Annotated in this window: 11 protein-coding genes and 1 pseudogene; 9 read left to right on the top strand and 3 right to left on the bottom strand. The window is 37.3% G+C overall.

From position 1 onward, the window contains the following. The gene (gene purL / locus C1A40_RS01400; protein WP_102994336.1) at positions 1-3,693 is read right to left on the bottom strand and encodes a phosphoribosylformylglycinamidine synthase; all 3,693 of its coding nucleotides are present in this window, start codon (positions 3,691-3,693) and stop codon (positions 1-3) included. Between the two features lie 270 nt (positions 3,694-3,963). Between purL and C1A40_RS18390 the strand changes: the two are divergent. From C1A40_RS18390 to istB, 3 genes and pseudogenes are all read left to right on the top strand, one after another. Then, positions 3,964-4,848 (top strand): annotated as a pseudogene (locus C1A40_RS18390) (IS982 family transposase); the annotation flags it as partial. Between the two features lie 592 nt (positions 4,849-5,440). Next, a complete protein-coding gene (locus C1A40_RS18265) occupies positions 5,441-6,271 on the top strand; it encodes a Mu transposase domain-containing protein (RefSeq protein ID WP_241910428.1) in 831 nt (276 codons plus the stop codon). Positions 6,272-6,308: 37 nt separating this feature from the next. Beyond that, positions 6,309-7,049 (top strand): IS21-like element helper ATPase IstB, encoded by a 741-nt coding sequence (gene istB / locus C1A40_RS01415; protein WP_102994337.1) that lies wholly within the window; start codon positions 6,309-6,311, stop codon positions 7,047-7,049. Positions 7,050-7,154: 105 nt separating this feature from the next. On the opposite strand, the gene C1A40_RS01420 is transcribed toward istB, so the two are convergent. Further along, entirely contained in the window at positions 7,155-8,354 is a 1,200-nt protein-coding gene (locus tag C1A40_RS01420) for an IS4 family transposase (protein ID WP_102994338.1), read from the bottom strand. A gap of 111 nt (positions 8,355-8,465) precedes the next feature. Between C1A40_RS01420 and C1A40_RS01425 the strand changes: the two genes are divergently transcribed. The 4 genes from C1A40_RS01425 to C1A40_RS18715 are packed head-to-tail and all read left to right on the top strand — an operon-like array spanning position 8,466 to position 12,056. Then, positions 8,466-9,800, top strand: a complete 1,335-nt coding sequence (locus C1A40_RS01425) for a M28 family peptidase (protein ID WP_102994339.1) — start codon at positions 8,466-8,468, stop codon at positions 9,798-9,800. A 39-nt stretch (positions 9,801-9,839) separates the two neighbouring features. Beyond that, positions 9,840-11,486 (top strand): M1 family metallopeptidase, encoded by a 1,647-nt coding sequence (locus C1A40_RS01430; protein WP_102994340.1) that lies wholly within the window; start codon positions 9,840-9,842, stop codon positions 11,484-11,486. 3 nt (positions 11,487-11,489) lie between these two features. Then, positions 11,490-11,759 (top strand): YdeI/OmpD-associated family protein, encoded by a 270-nt coding sequence (locus C1A40_RS18710; RefSeq protein WP_338418066.1) that lies wholly within the window; start codon positions 11,490-11,492, stop codon positions 11,757-11,759. 27 nt (positions 11,760-11,786) lie between these two features. Then, positions 11,787-12,056, top strand: coding sequence for a YdeI/OmpD-associated family protein (locus tag C1A40_RS18715; protein ID WP_338418067.1), 270 nt, complete (start codon positions 11,787-11,789; stop codon positions 12,054-12,056). A gap of 144 nt (positions 12,057-12,200) precedes the next feature. Here C1A40_RS18715 and C1A40_RS01440 read toward each other — a convergent pair whose 3' ends face one another. Beyond that, the gene (locus C1A40_RS01440) at positions 12,201-12,611 is read right to left on the bottom strand and encodes a DUF4293 domain-containing protein (RefSeq protein ID WP_102994341.1); all 411 of its coding nucleotides are present in this window, start codon (positions 12,609-12,611) and stop codon (positions 12,201-12,203) included. A gap of 184 nt (positions 12,612-12,795) precedes the next feature. Between C1A40_RS01440 and rho the strand changes: the two genes are divergently transcribed. After that, entirely contained in the window at positions 12,796-14,484 is a 1,689-nt protein-coding gene (gene rho, locus C1A40_RS01445; RefSeq protein WP_102994342.1) for a transcription termination factor Rho, read from the top strand. 146 nt (positions 14,485-14,630) lie between these two features. Then, complete coding sequence (locus C1A40_RS01450) at positions 14,631-15,323, top strand: carboxylesterase family protein (protein ID WP_102994343.1); 693 nt, start codon at positions 14,631-14,633, stop codon at positions 15,321-15,323. Positions 15,324-15,386: the final 63 nt, after the last annotated feature.

Here is a 15,386-nt window from a genome sequence, read left to right on the forward strand (position 1 = left end):
TTATTTCTTCTCAATCCAAAGTCGCGCATTCACAAAAGCTTCTAACCATGGGGTTACTTCGTCTTTTCTGTTATCTGGGTAGTTTGCCCAGTTCCATTGGAACGTAGAACGCTCAATATGTGGCATAGTTACTAAATGACGACCTGTTTTATCACAAAGCATGGCTGTGTTATAATCGGATCCGTTAGGGTTATTTGGATAACCTTCATAACCATATTTAGCTACAATATGGTATTGGTCTTCTGCATAAGGTAAGTTAAATTTCCCTTCTCCATGTGAAATCCAAACCCCTAAAGTACTACCAGCAAGGCAAGAAAGCATTACTGAGTGGTTTTCTTGAATTTTTACAGAAGTAAACGAACTCTCGTGTTTTTGAGAATCGTTATGGTGCATTTTTCCGTGAATGTCATGTTCTGGATTAATTTCTTCCAGTTCCATAAATAACTGACAACCATTACAGATTCCTACAGAAAGCGTGTCTTCTCTTTTAAAGAAATTCTGTATCGCTTTATTCGCTTTTTCATTGTATTTAATGGCACCAGCCCAACCTTTAGCCGACCCTAAAACGTCGGAGTTAGAGAAACCACCAACAGCACCTAAAAACTGAATGTCTTCTAAAGTTTCACGACCAGAAATTAAATCGGTCATGTGTACGTCTTTCACATCAAATCCAGCTAAAAACATAGCGTTCGCCATTTCACGTTCTGAGTTAGATCCTTTTTCACGAAGAATAGCAGCTTTTGGACGTTTGCCAACTGGCGCTGTACTTTTCACGATGTCTGCCATCATACCTGTAAAGTTTTCAGGGAATGTGTATTGTAGCGGTTGATTTTTAAAATTATCAAAACGATCTTGCGCTAAACCATTTGCTGTTTGCTTTTGGTCTAATAAGAAAGATGTTTTATACCAAACGTCTCTGGTTTCAGCAATGTTGAACGTGAACGTATCGTCGTTATTTTTAATGTTAAGGTTCCCAGTGTCATTAGCAGAACCAATGTTGAAGAACTCAATGTTGTTTTCGGCTAAAACCGTTTCTACCGAAGCATCCGCTTGGAAAACTAATCCGCTGTTTTCAGCAAATAAAACCTTGATAGAATCTTCTTCGTTTAAAGCAGAAAGGTCTAAATCGGCACCTAAATTTACATCAGCAAAACAAAGCTCTAATAAAGTGGTAATTAAACCACCAGAAGCCACATCGTGCCCCGCTTGTATTTTATCCGCTTTAATTAAATCTTGAATGGTGTTGAAAGCTGTTTTAACAAAAGCAGGATTCTTCACGTCAGGCGCATCGCTACCAATAGCATTTAATACTTGGTTGAAAGAACTTCCACCTAGTTTAAAGTCATCTTGAGAGATGTTAATGTAGTAAATATTCCCACCGTTTTGTTTTAAAACAGGCTCTACCACCTTAGTGATATCGTTACAGTTAGCTCCTGCAGAAATAATAACCGTACCAGGAGAAATCACATCACCATCAGGGTATTTTTGCTTCATTGAAAGCGAATCTTTACCTGTTGGCACATTCACACCTAAGTCGATCGCAAATTCCGAAACTGCTTGAACAGCTTCATATAAACGTGCATCTTCACCTTCATTTTTACAAGGCCACATCCAGTTTGCCGAAAGCGAAATGGATTGTAAGCCATCCTTTAATGGCGCCCAAACCATATTGGTAAGCGATTCGGTAATCGAGTTTCTACTTCCTGCTTGTGGGTTGATTAATCCAGAAATAGGGGAGTGCCCAATGGTTGTTGCTACACCTTCTTTACCTTTAAAATCTAAGGCCATAACGCCCACGTTGTTTAAAGGAATTTGTAACGGACCAACACATTGTTGTTTCGCTACTTTACCACCAACACAACGGTCTACTTTATTTGTTAACCAATCTTTACAAGCTACAGCTTCCAGTTGTAATACTTGATTTAAGTAGATTTGTAAGTTTTTGGTTTTATATCTTGAGTTTTTATATTTTCTAGTAACGGTTTTGTCTGTTAAAACAGTTTTTGGAGAACTACCAAACATATCCTCTAGCGGTAAATCCATTGGCGTATTTCCTTTGGTTTTAGACTGAAACGTAAAACGGTCGTCGCCGGTAACATCACCTACAGTGTACATAGGTGAACGCTCGCGATCGGCAATTTTGTGTAAGGTTTCAATATGTTTTTCGGCAATCACTAAGCCCATACGCTCTTGTGATTCGTTGCCAATAATTTCTTTGTCTGATAAGGTCGGATCGCCAACTGGAAGCGCATCTAAATCGATTTTTCCACCGGTGTCTTCAACCAATTCCGAAAGACAGTTTAAGTGTCCGCCTGCACCGTGATCGTGAATCGAAACGATAAAGTTTTCATCACCTTCCACCATACCACGAACGGCGTTAGCAGCACGTTTTTGCATTTCCGGATTCGAACGTTGTACCGCGTTTAATTCAATTCCTGAAGCAAACTCACCTGTATCGGCCGATGATACCGCAGCACCACCCATTCCAATTCGGTAATTTTCACCACCAAGAATAACTATTTTATCACCTGCTTTAGGGGTGTCTTTTAAGGCTTGGTCTGCTTTTCCATAACCAATACCACCCGCTTGCATAATCACTTTATCAAAACCTAAACGTCTGGCAGCAGCATCGCTTGCCGACGTGTTTTCATTATGCTCGAAAGTCAATACAGAACCTGTAATTAGTGGCTGACCGAATTTGTTACCAAAATCGGAAGCACCATTGGATGCTTTTATTAAAATATCCATTGGGGTTTGGTATAGCCAATTTCTAGCTTCAAACTTTTGTTCCCAAGGTCTGTTTTCTTCTAATCTTGAATAAGACGTCATGTAAACCGCTGTTCCAGCTAAAGGAATAGAACCTTTTCCGCCGGCTAATCTATCACGAATTTCACCACCCGAACCAGTTGCAGCACCGTTAAAAGGCTCAACAGTAGTAGGGAAGTTATGAGTTTCCGCTTTAAGCGAAATCACAGAGTCGAAATCTTTAGTTTCGTAAAAGTCAGGAATATCGGCACGTTTCGGTGCAAATTGCTCCACTTTTGGGCCTTTAATAAAAGCCACGTTATCTTTATAAGCCGAAACAATATCGTTAGGATGTTGTTTCGATGTTTCTTTAATTAACTTAAATAAAGAGGTTGGTTTTTCTTCGCCATCAATCACAAAGGTTCCGTTAAAAATTTTGTGACGACAGTGCTCTGAGTTCACTTGCGAAAATCCGAAAACTTCAGAATCGGTTAACGGGCGACCAATTTTTTTAGCCACACCTTCTAGATAAGCCACCTCTTCATCACTTAAAGATAAACCCTCTTGCGTATTGTAAGCAGCAATATCTTCAATATTTAAAATCGCTTCAGGCTGAATATCAATAGTAAAGGAGTCCTGATTTAAACCCTTAAATTTTTCCGAAATCATCGGATCAAAATCTTTAAAGTTTTCAGCGACAGCTTGAAATTCTTCAATTCTAATAATGTCCGAAATCCCCATATTTTGAGTGATTTCCACAGCATTCGTACTCCAAGGCGTAATCATAGCAGCTCGTGGCCCAACAAAAAACGCATCCAACGCTGTTTCTTCTATTTTTGGCTGGTTGCCAAACAACCATTCCAGTTTGGTAATGGTTTCGGTTGATAATTCTTTTGTTGTTTGAACAGCAAACACTTTGCTGGTTACGTTTCCAAAGAAATGAATCATTATGTCTCTATTTGTATAGTTAAAAAAGAAAGCACAAAATTAGTGTTTTTTAGCGGATTTCTACCTAAAAATATAAGCAAGGAAATTTTACTTGTTTACGAAGTTTTAAACAGGGTAAAAGTGGTGGTTTTTCTATGGGCGTTACCCAAGGGTCGCGCTTTCCTCTATATCTTTTTAAAAGGGTAACCCGTTGTGCATTATGATTTAAAAGAAAAAAGTTGTTCATCTTACTGAAAATCAGTAAATTGATTTAACTACAAATCATTAATAATGAACAACTTGAGTGCAAATTACGAAAGAATATTGGAAGTATTAAGAAAAATATCGAAAGAACAACTTTTAAGTTATCAAAGACGACAACCAAAGCTTAGTGATTTAGAACTTATCAGTTTGAGTCTTACTGCCGAATTTATGGGAATAGATAGTGAAAATGACCTTTTTAGAAAACTTCCAGATTCCCTATTATCAAAAATAGAGAGAAGTGTCTACAATAGAAGAAGACGAAAACTAGTTAATAAGCTCAACAGTATCAGGTTAAGCTTAGCTTCCCATTTTAATGAATTTGAAGATTATTTTGTAGTAGATAGTATGCCTTTAGAAGTTTGTAAATTATCACGCAGTTCTCGTTCAAAGATTTGTAAAGAAAACACTTATGCATTTCCAGATAAAGGTTATTGTGCAGCTCAAAGTTCTAATTATTACGGTTATAAACTGCACGCTGTTTGTTCTGTAAATGGTGTCTTTCAAAGTATCGATTTGAGTCCAGCATCTGTACACGATATTAATTATCTTAAAGATATTAAGATGCAAATAAGCGATTGTACATTAATTGGTGATAAAGGCTATTTATCAACAGAAATACAGCTTAACTTGTTTGAAACCTGTAATATAACGCTAAATACACCTATGAGAAGCAATCAAAAAAATTACAAAGTACAGCCTTATGTATTTAGAAAAAAGAGGAAAAGGATAGAAACATTATTTTCACAACTTTGTGACTACCTTATTGCTCTAAAAAGCGATATGGCCAACACACTTGATCCAATGGACCTAAAACAAATTATCAACTTAAAACAAGATGGTTATAGTAACCGTCAAATTGGAGCCACACTTGGCATTTCCCGCAACACTATAAATAGCTATATACACCTATTTAAAGGTAGTGGTTATAGTTTTAAGGAGTTATTAAAGCTAGACAACCACACCCTAGAAAAGCTCTTTACATCTCATACAACCATAAATAACAAACGCTATGATGAATTGATGCTTTATTTTGAAAGTATTAATAAGGCTCGGAACCACCCAGGATTTACTTTTTTGTACCACTACACAGAATATAGTCAAAAGGTTAAAGACCCTTATAGTTACACTCAATTCATGGAGCATTACCATCGTAAATATGCCAAGATCAAGGGATCTATGAAACTTGAACACGAGGCAGGGAAAGAGATGTTCGTGGACTTTGCTGGAAAAAAACTTCAGATAGTAGACAAAATCACAGGCGAGATACTTCCAGTAGAGGTCTTTGTTGCCATCCTCCCTAACAGTCAGTATACCTATGTTGAGGCTTGTATGAGCCAAAAGCGTGAAGATTTTATAAGTTGTTGCGAAAACGCCCTTCATTTCTACGGGGGGAGTACCCAAGGCCATCGTATCAGACAATCTAAAATCAGCCGTTACCAGATCTAGTAGATACGAAGCTCAGGTTAACCGTAGTTTTAAAGACTTTGCCCGCCATTACAACTGCGTGGTCAATCCAACGCGTAGTTACTCCCCTCAAGATAAAGCGCTGGTGGAAAACGCGGTGCATCTAGCTTATCAACGGATTTATTATCCCCTTCGGGAAATGACCTTTTTTTCTTTAGCAGATCTAAACAAAGAGATAAAACTTCTGCTAGAGTGCTACAACAACCTATTATTCCAACGCAAAGAAGCTAGTCGTCTGGAGCTCTTCCAAAGCGTCGAACGAGAGTATCTAAAACCCTTAAGCAGTACACGCTACGAGATAAAAGAATATAGAAGAGCTAAGGTTCAGAAAATAGGCTATATCTATTTTTCACCAGATAAGACTTACTACAGCGTTCCATATCGTTACATTGGCAAGGAAACCACGCTACACTATACCAAAGGCATGGTAGAGGTGTATTATAATCAACAGCGCATAGCTATACACCAACGTAGCGGTTCCAAAGGCGCATACATAACCAACAAGGATCACCTTAGTAGTTCTCATAAACAATACAGCCAGTGGAGTCCGCAATACTTTAAGAACAAGGCAGCTGTCCATGGTAGTTATGTTGCAGCATGTGTCGAGCGGATTATTGCTGCGTTGGATTATCCTGAAACAGGGTATAAAAGAGCTATGGGCGTTATACAACTCCATAAGTCTTATGGCTCCCAAAGGTTAGATAATGCTTGCAAAAGAGCCATACAGGCTGATGCTGTAAGCTACAACAGGATAACCAACATACTGAAGAATAATCTAGATCAAAGCTCCTTATTCCTACAAGAAGAAACAGACCGAGGTTCTCATATCCCCAAGCATGCGAACATCCGTGGGGCATCCAATTATAAGTAAAAACAACACGAAAAAATCACTTAAATTTTATACATATATGAATACAAATCACACCATCGAAAAACTCAGAAAAATGAGATTAACAGCTATGGCTGAACTCCATCACAACCACCTTAGTGATAACCGAATAGAGGGTCTTACGCCAGATCAATATCTAGCATTGCTTACCGATCACCAATGGGAAGACCTTCAGAATAGAAAGATAAAAAGGCTTACAACGCAAGCAGCCTTTAAGCAGGGAGCTACACTTACAGATATTAATTACCTGCACAACAGAAGCTTGGACAGAAATATGTTCGAGCGTTTGGCTACTCTAGATTTTGTACAAAAAAAGGAAAACTTGATTATCACAGGATCCTCTGGAGTGGGTAAAAGTTATATAGCTCAGGCATTGGGACATCAAGCTTGTATGATGAATAAAAGAACCCTATACACAAATACTGCTAGACTGATGAAACGATTAAAACTAAGTAAAGTAGATGGCACTTACCTTAAAGAACTTGCAAAACTATTAAAAGTAGATCTGCTTATCCTTGATGATTTTGGTTTACAGAGCTTCGACAATCAGGACAGAGAGGCGCTTATGGACATAATCGATGAAAGACATGATAAAAAAGCAACGATTGTAGCTTCACAAATACCTGTATCCGCTTGGTACGATATTATCGGCGAAAGCACTATCGCTGATGCGATACTAGATCGTATTGTAAATTCATCGCATAGGATAAACCTTACTGGAGAATCCTTGAGAAAAGGTAAGTTGAAAGAACAGTATTAATTAAATTTAACTATTGTTGTCCGATAAAAAACAGAATTAGCTAAAAAAGCTTTGGTGTTGGCCTTTTTTATTGATCGCATTCTTTATTTTGAAAACAGAACCTCCTTATGGGTCAAAAAGGCTTAATTGCCCAATGTTTTTGGTTGTAATCTCTTCCCAATTAGCTTCTGGGTTTTTCAGGAATTTGAACAAATCGATATATGTCATCAAATGGTATCGTATGACGGACATCATATTGGAATAAGCCCAGTTTCTTTGGGCTTTTCTTTGGATCACAAGCATAATGAGCTGGATTATCAAACTGACCCAGATTTGTATTTCGATGGCATTTTGATTGTCTCCCAAAAAATACTTTAGCGGAAAGTTCTGTTTAAGCCGCTTGAACATCGTCTCAATCTGCCACCTATTTTTATAGATGTCGGCTATTTTGTCTGCATCAAGATCATAATTATTAGTGATGAACTCATAAACTTTTTGGTGCTTTTCGTGCCAAAAAGCGATTCTCCTCAGGGAAAAAGCATTGCCGTTTTTGTCCGTAAGCCCTATTTTTTCGTCCTTTAGGACAGCATCGTCCACTTTATTGGAGATATCAAACTCTTCAAGGCTTGTATAGCGAGCATTGTCCTTTTGCCGAGTCACAAAGTAAACATCTTCCAGTGTCCATTTTTGGTATTGCTCATAATCCACATACCCTTTGTCAAAAACCACATAAGAGCCCTTCTTGAGTTCCAGGTCTTTTAAAAAGGTGTGGTCGTGCGTGGCCGCGCTTGAAAACTTAATCAGACAAGGAACGTCTTCCATGGCGTTTATCATAGTATGCATCTTGATACCTCCTTTCTTTTTGCCGTTGAGCGGGTTCCTTCCTACACCTTTAAGAATGTCGCTAAATAGGGGGATGGTCGAGGAATCAACGATTTTAAGGTTCTTCACTGCAGGTTCTAAGGGTCTGCTATCCGATAAAAAGCGATGGTAACGTTTGTAGAGTAAATGATAAATATCGGCAAATACTTCAGAGCTTCTTCTCCTGTTAGCATCTGACAAGGTACTGCGTTTTGGAAAGTCCGTGAGTCCTAGATGGTTGATCTTTCCCTCGCAGGCAAGCATAATACTGGAAACCTCACGAAGTGAGCTACAGCCACTGATCACGGTAAATACCATAGTGGCCAAATGCTCATAGGTGGTAAACTTTTTGGTATAGCGATCGCTGTTGTGCTTTTTGGCTGTCCGATGAACATCTTTGGGCAAAATGAAATTTAATACCTGTTTGATTATGGGTTGTCCGCTAAAGTTTTTACTTTTATTCATATCTTGGATGTGTGATAACTTCAAGATACAAAATAAGCGGGAAATCCTATCTTGGAAATCCCGCTTTTTAAATCTTTTATCGGACACTAATGATTATTTTTAAAGAAAAAAATGAAACGACTCCTTACCCTGAGCTTCTTTTGTATTTTACAACTTGGTTTTTCTCAAACTTCCGAAAAAATATATAAAATAATTGATGCGGTTTCTGAAGAACGTATTGAAAAAGACATTCAAACACTAGTTAATTTTGGCACGAGAAATACCTTTAGCGATACCATTTCTAATACCAGAGGAATTGGTGCCGCAAGACGTTGGATTAAATCTGAATTTGAAAATATTTCGGAGTCATGTCATAATTGTCTAGATGTTTTTTATCAAAAAGATTTTGTGACTAAAAAAGGGAATAGCCGCGTACCACATGATGCTTGGGTTGTTAATGTTTTGGCGATACAAAAAGGCACAAAATATCCTAACCGCTACATTATAATGAGTGGCGATATCGACTCGAGAGCTAGCGACACTATGAATTTCACTACTGATGCGCCTGGTGCAAACGATAATGCTTCTGGAATGGCCGGAACTATTGAAGCTGCCAGAGTTTTAAGTGAATATAAGTTTGAAAATAGTATAGTTTATGTCGGGTTATCTGGTGAAGAACAAGGTTTATTTGGTGGTGCAGGTTTAGCGCAATATGCAAAAAATAAGCATTGGGAAATTATTGGTGTTTTAAATAACGACATGATTGGAAATATTAAAGGAATTGATGGCGTTATAGACAACAGAACCTTTAGAATATTTTCTGAACCCGTCCCGCCAACCGAAACAGAGCGCCAAAGAACGTTACGAAGATTTTATGGCGGCGAAGTAGATGGTATTTCACGCCAACTAGCACGATACATCTATAAAACAACAAGAACCTACATGCCTGAAATGAACCCAATGATGGTTTACAGGCTCGATCGTTTTGGTCGTGGTGGACATCATCGTCCGTTTAACGATTTAGGTTATGCGGGCATAAGAATTATGGAAGCTCATGAAAACTATACCCAACAACATCAAGATATTAGAGAAGAAAACGGTATTAAATATGGCGATATAATTGAACATGTTAATTTTGGTTATGCAAAAAAACTTACTGCGGTAAATGCTATTACTATGGCGAGCTTAGCTGCTGCCCCTCCTGCTCCTAAAAATGTAGCCATTGGCGGTATTGTTGAAGCCTCGGTTAAATTAAAGTGGGATAAAATTAAAGAAGCCAAAGGCTATAAAATATATTGGCGCGATACCACCTCGCCTACTTGGGATTATAGTCGTTATGTGGGTGATGTTTCTGAATTTATGCTTCAAGGTATCGTTATCGATAATTTCTATTTTGGGGTGGCTTCCGTTGGAGAACAAGGTTTTGAAAGTGTTGTTACATTTCCTAACAGCATTATTAAAAACTAAAACCCCCTTTTAACTTAATCATTAAACCAAAATTGCGACATGAAAAATCGTTTATTCCTTATCTATATTTTTTCATTATTAGCTTTTTTTTCCGCGAAAGCGCAAAGTCTTTTTTCAGATAATGTCACATTCACAAGGCAGGACTCATTACGAGGAAGTATTACACCAGAGCGCGCTTGGTGGGATTTAACGTATTATCATTTAGATATTAAAGTAAATCCAGGCACTAAATTTATTTCAGGAAAAAACACCATACAGTATAAAGTTTTAAAGACGAACCAAATCATACAAATCGATTTGCAAGCCCCTTTAAAAATTACAGAAGTACTTCAAAATGGTAAAAAACTACAAGTAAAAAAGGATGGCAATGCACATTTCATCAGTTTAAAAAAAGAACAAAAAACCGGAAGTATTGAAAGTATAGAGGTGCATTACAAAGGGCATCCAAAAGAAGCCGTTAACGCCCCTTGGGATGGCGGCTTTTCATGGAAAAAGGATAAAAACGGTAACGATTTTGTAGCCACATCCTGCCAAGGTTTAGGTGCGAGCGTTTGGTGGCCCTGCAAAGATCATATGTACGACGAGGTAGACAGCATGCTTATTAGTGTAAATGTCCCAAAAAACCTTATGGATGTTTCTAATGGGCGACTAAGAAAAGTAGAGCAACATGGGAGTTCAAAAACCTATACCTGGTTTGTAAATAACCCCATTAATAATTACGGGGTTAATGTGAATATGGGCGATTATGCACACTTTTCTGAAGTTTATAATGGGTTAAAAGGCCAATTAGATATGGATTATTATGTGCTTAAAGACAATCTTGAAAAAGCAAAAGTTCATTTTAAAGATGCACCCAAAATGATGAAAGCTTTCGAACATTGGTTTGGGCCTTATCCGTTTTACGAAGACGGTTACAAACTTGTTGAAGTCCCTTATTTGGGTATGGAACACCAAAGTTCTGTAACCTATGGAAATCACTACAAACAAGGTTATTTAGGAAGTGACTTATCTGGCACGGGCTGGGGATTAAAATTTGATTTTCTTATCATTCATGAATCAGGTCACGAATGGTTTGCGAATAACATTACGAATAAGGATATTGCTGATATGTGGATACACGAAAGTTTTACCGCATACTCTGAATCGCTATTTTTAGACTATTATTACGGAAAACAAGCGGCTTCGGAATATATGATTGGTACGCGTAGAAATATTTCCAACGACAAACCCATTATTGGCAAATACCATGTAAATAATGAAGGATCTGGCGACATGTACTACAAAGGCGCTAACATGCTTCACACCCTTCGACAACTTATTGAAGACGATGAGAAATGGCGAAAAATCCTCGTTGGAATGAATAAAACCTTCTACCACCAAACGGTAACAACCCTGCAAATTGAAAACTATTTAAGTCAAAATTCTGGCATTGATCTTTCGCCATTCTTTAATCAGTATTTAAGAACCATACAAATCCCTACTTTAGAATACCGTATAGACGACAGCGTCTTAAAATATCGTTGGACCCATATTGTTGAAGACTTTGATATGCCTCTTCAAATTACCATAAATAACATGGAACAGTGGCTATACCCTAATTCGGAATGGAAAACTTTAAACAACGAAAAACCGATTTCGACATTTAATGTAGATGAAGATTTCTACGTAAACACAAAAAAGCTTTAAATTTTGAATGCGATTCAGGAAGCGTATTTTGAAAGGGATACCGATTGGTTTGATTGGCTTGTTAAAAATCACAACAAAGAAAAAGGGGTCTACTTGATTTTTTACAAACTAGAAACCAACATCCCCACCATGCGTTGGGAAGAGGCTGTAAAAGTAGCCTTATGCTTTGGTTGGATAGACTCCAAAGTACAAAGCTTAGGTGACGGCAAAAGACGTCAATATTTTTGTCAGAGAAACCCTAAAAGCAGCTGGAGTGCTATCAATAAAAAATAAGTAAACGAACTCATTGAGGCTAACTTAATGCAGGAATCTGGATTTAAGGCTATTGAAATAGCTAAAGAGTCGGGAGCCTGTACCGTCATGGACGATGTTCAAAACGGCGTTATTCCAAAAGAACTTCAAGACGCATTCAATAAAAATCCACAAGCCTATAAAAATTATAAAAACTTCGCTAAGGGCTACCAAAAATCGTATTTATTTTATCTCGAAAGTGCTAAGCGAGAAGCCACCAAAAAGAAAAGAATAAACAAAATTATAGAACTTTGTGAGGCAAATAAAAAGATGCGTTAGTTTGAGGCTTGAGGCTTGAGGCTTGAGGCTTGAGGAAAGTTAAAAAAATCTGATAAAAGACTAAATTGAAATAAAATATATCGCACAAAAAAACCCAAGATCTTCACCTTGGGTTCACGCACTAATATTACTAAGATGTTAGGTTTATCGCAATCGATCTACAGATTTTACAAGATCTTCATCCTTCTTGATGGCCTTATTGGCTAAAGCTAAAAATACGATAGAAACAATAGGGAGAAGCATCCCAATACCTTTCTCAGAAACCGCCGTTTCTCCAGATACATTTAGAGATAAATACACAAAAAATCCTAATAAAAAAAAGTTTAATATGATGTTAAGGCGTCCCAACATAAACTGAGACTTCCTATTTTTGTAACGCAAGATAGAGGTTATAGAAAAAAGCGCTGAGGTTAAAAACATAAAGTAAATGTATGTGGTGTCATCGGCGTAAACTTTTACCCCATCGACAGTTTCCCACAAATTAAAGACAAAAATTAGTCCTCCAGAAACTCCAGCTGCTAGTAATAAATATATGGTTTGTATACGTTGTAACATATGATTTTTCTACTCTAAAAGGCAAAAATAAAAGAATTAATGCAATAAAATAAAATAAAGTTGTATAATTGCATTAATAATTCTCAACAGTCGCAATTACAAGCGATTAAATCTTCAGAATAAATTCATTTTTTCAAAATAACACAAGTTAGTGTTCGATAACAACATATTCAATTAAACATCAATGTTTGAAATTTCACAATTAAAAGAAAAAAAGCTAGCTGATTTACAGGAAATTGCTAAGAAATTGAACGTTCCTAAATTTCGTTCATTAAAAAAATTAGATCTTGTATACCAAATATTAGATCAGCAAGCTGCAGACCCTAAAGCGGTTAAAGCAGCTGTAACACCAATAGAACCTATTGAACCAGCTAAAAATATAGAGGAAACGGACACAAAAACGGCAAAGCCAGCTGCTAGAAAACCTAGACAACGTGTTCAGAAAATAGTTAAAAACACCCCTCAAAAAGCAGAAGAAACTACTGCAGCACCAACCGATAATAAAGTGGAAGCTCCCGTTTCAGAACCAGTTAAAACCGAAACGGCTCCAAAACCACAAAAGGAAGCTTCAAAGCAAGACAATAGTTCGAAACCAAAAAAGCAAAACGATACGTCGGGTAATAAACAAGCTTCTAGAAATCAAAATAACCCAAATCAAAACAATCAGAATAAAAATCAACACAGAAACCAAAAAAATGGTAATGTTGATAAAGGCAATAAAGACAACAGAAACCGTTACCGTGAGCCTGATTTCGAATTTGATGCTATCATTGAAAGCGAAGGTGTTTTAGATATCATGCAAGATGGATATGGCTTTTTACGCTCTTCAGATTACAACTATTTATCATCACCAGATGATATTTATGTGTCTCAATCACAAATTAGATTATTTGGTTTAAAGACTGGTGACACCGTTTTAGGTCATGTGCGACCGCCTAAAGAAGGTGAAAAATACTTCCCTTTAATTAAGGTAAGTAAAATTAATGGTCAGAATCCAAATGTCGTTAGAGACCGTGTATCATTTGAACATTTAACGCCACTTTTCCCGCAAGAAAAATTCAATATTGCTGAAAAACAAAGTACCATTTCTACGCGTATTATGGATTTATTTGCACCTATAGGTAAAGGACAACGTGGTATGATTGTTTCGCAACCAAAAACAGGTAAAACCATGCTTTTGAAGGATGTGGCGAATGCCATTGCTGCCAATCATCCTGAGGTGTATCAAATGATTTTATTAATTGATGAACGTCCTGAAGAAGTCACAGATATGCAGCGTAACGTTCGTGGTGAAGTCATTGCTTCTACTTTCGACAAGGAAGCACATGAGCATGTAAAAATTGCGAACATCGTACTAGAAAAGGCAAAACGTTTAGTTGAATGTGGACATGATGTAGTTATTTTATTAGACTCTATCACTCGTTTAGCTCGTGCTTATAACACGGTACAACCAGCATCTGGAAAAATATTAAGTGGTGGTGTTGACGCGAATGCTTTACACAAACCAAAACGTTTCTTTGGTGCTGCTCGTAATATCGAAAATGGTGGTTCTTTAACTATTATCGCTACCGCACTTACCGAAACAGGTTCTAAAATGGATGAGGTTATTTTTGAAGAATTTAAAGGAACTGGTAACATGGAACTTCAATTGGATAGAAAAATTTCTAACCGTAGAATTTTCCCTGCTATCGATTTAACCTCTTCAAGTACGCGTCGCGACGATATTTTATTAGATGACACCACAGTGCAACGTATGTGGGTAATGCGTAAGTATCTTGCCGACATGAATCCTGTTGAAGCCATGGAGTTTATTAACGAACGCTTCAAACAGACTAAAAACAATGAAGAGTTTTTAATTTCTATGAACGGATAAATTTTAAAAACATAAAATAGTATCGCCCTGACAAAACTGTTAGGGCTTTTTTATGTTCTTGATTAATTGCACAATAAATCACAAGTAATTTATACGCCTTATAGCATAATAGAAGTTAGAGCTCCCTTTAAAACAAAATATCAGTCATGACCAATAAAATACGCTTACTATTCTTAACCTTAACGTGCACAACGACCATGTTCGCTCAATTATCTTCTCATAAAAAAGAAGCGGTTAACCGAGTAGAAATGCAATATTTACTATACACACCTTCACAAAATAACGAGCAGTCCCCACTTGTTATTTTTTTACATGGTGGTGCAGAAAGTGATACAGATTTAAATGTCGCCAAAGCTCACGGCATACCAAAACGTATTGCAGAGGGTAAAGATTTTCCTTTTTATGTTTTTGCTCCACTTAACCCCAATAAAAAAGGTCTTTGGGACGATCGAACGATTCATAAGATGGCTATGAGTTTAGCAGACTCGCTACCTATTGACAAAAAACGCATCTATCTCGCTGGACTTAGTCGTGGTGGTGATGGCATATGGCGTATGGCTGTGAACAACCCTAAAACCTATGCTGCGATGATTTCGGTGTGTGCGGCAGATATTCCAATGATTTATTTAAAATGGGCTAAAAACCTTCCAGTATGGTTTTTTCATGGCGAAAAAGATACTGTTGTTCCCGTAGAACAAACCAAAGAAGCCTATAATACCTTAAAAAAACTAAACCAAAATACTAAACTAACTTTGTACCCAAATGCGACTCACGATAGTTGGACCGAAACTTACAATAATGAAGCGGTGTACTCTTGGCTACTAAAACAGCATTTATAAGCATTTAATGAGTCCTATCGGATCAAGAGCAAAAGTTGGGGGATTTTAGAATTAAGCAAAAAT

The organism is Tamlana carrageenivorans (assembly GCF_002893765.1).
Lineage (GTDB): Bacteria > Bacteroidota > Bacteroidia > Flavobacteriales > Flavobacteriaceae > Pseudotamlana > Pseudotamlana carrageenivorans.

What these genes read in the sequence shown, in the direction of transcription:
- rho (WP_102994342.1), top strand. Translation starts at nt 12,796, where the DNA reads ATGTTTGAAATTTCACAATTAAAAGAAAAAAAGCTAGCTGATTTACAG.
- istB (WP_102994337.1), top strand. Translation starts at nt 6,309, where the DNA reads ATGAATACAAATCACACCATCGAAAAACTCAGAAAAATGAGATTAACA.
- C1A40_RS01450 (WP_102994343.1), top strand. Translation starts at nt 14,631, where the DNA reads ATGACCAATAAAATACGCTTACTATTCTTAACCTTAACGTGCACAACG.
- purL (WP_102994336.1), bottom strand. Translation starts at nt 3,693, where the DNA reads ATGATTCATTTCTTTGGAAACGTAACCAGCAAAGTGTTTGCTGTTCAA.
- C1A40_RS01425 (WP_102994339.1), top strand. Translation starts at nt 8,466, where the DNA reads ATGAAACGACTCCTTACCCTGAGCTTCTTTTGTATTTTACAACTTGGT.
- C1A40_RS18715 (WP_338418067.1), top strand. Translation starts at nt 11,787, where the DNA reads ATGCAGGAATCTGGATTTAAGGCTATTGAAATAGCTAAAGAGTCGGGA.
- C1A40_RS01440 (WP_102994341.1), bottom strand. Translation starts at nt 12,611, where the DNA reads ATGTTACAACGTATACAAACCATATATTTATTACTAGCAGCTGGAGTT.
- C1A40_RS01420 (WP_102994338.1), bottom strand. Translation starts at nt 8,354, where the DNA reads ATGAATAAAAGTAAAAACTTTAGCGGACAACCCATAATCAAACAGGTA.
- C1A40_RS01430 (WP_102994340.1), top strand. Translation starts at nt 9,840, where the DNA reads ATGAAAAATCGTTTATTCCTTATCTATATTTTTTCATTATTAGCTTTT.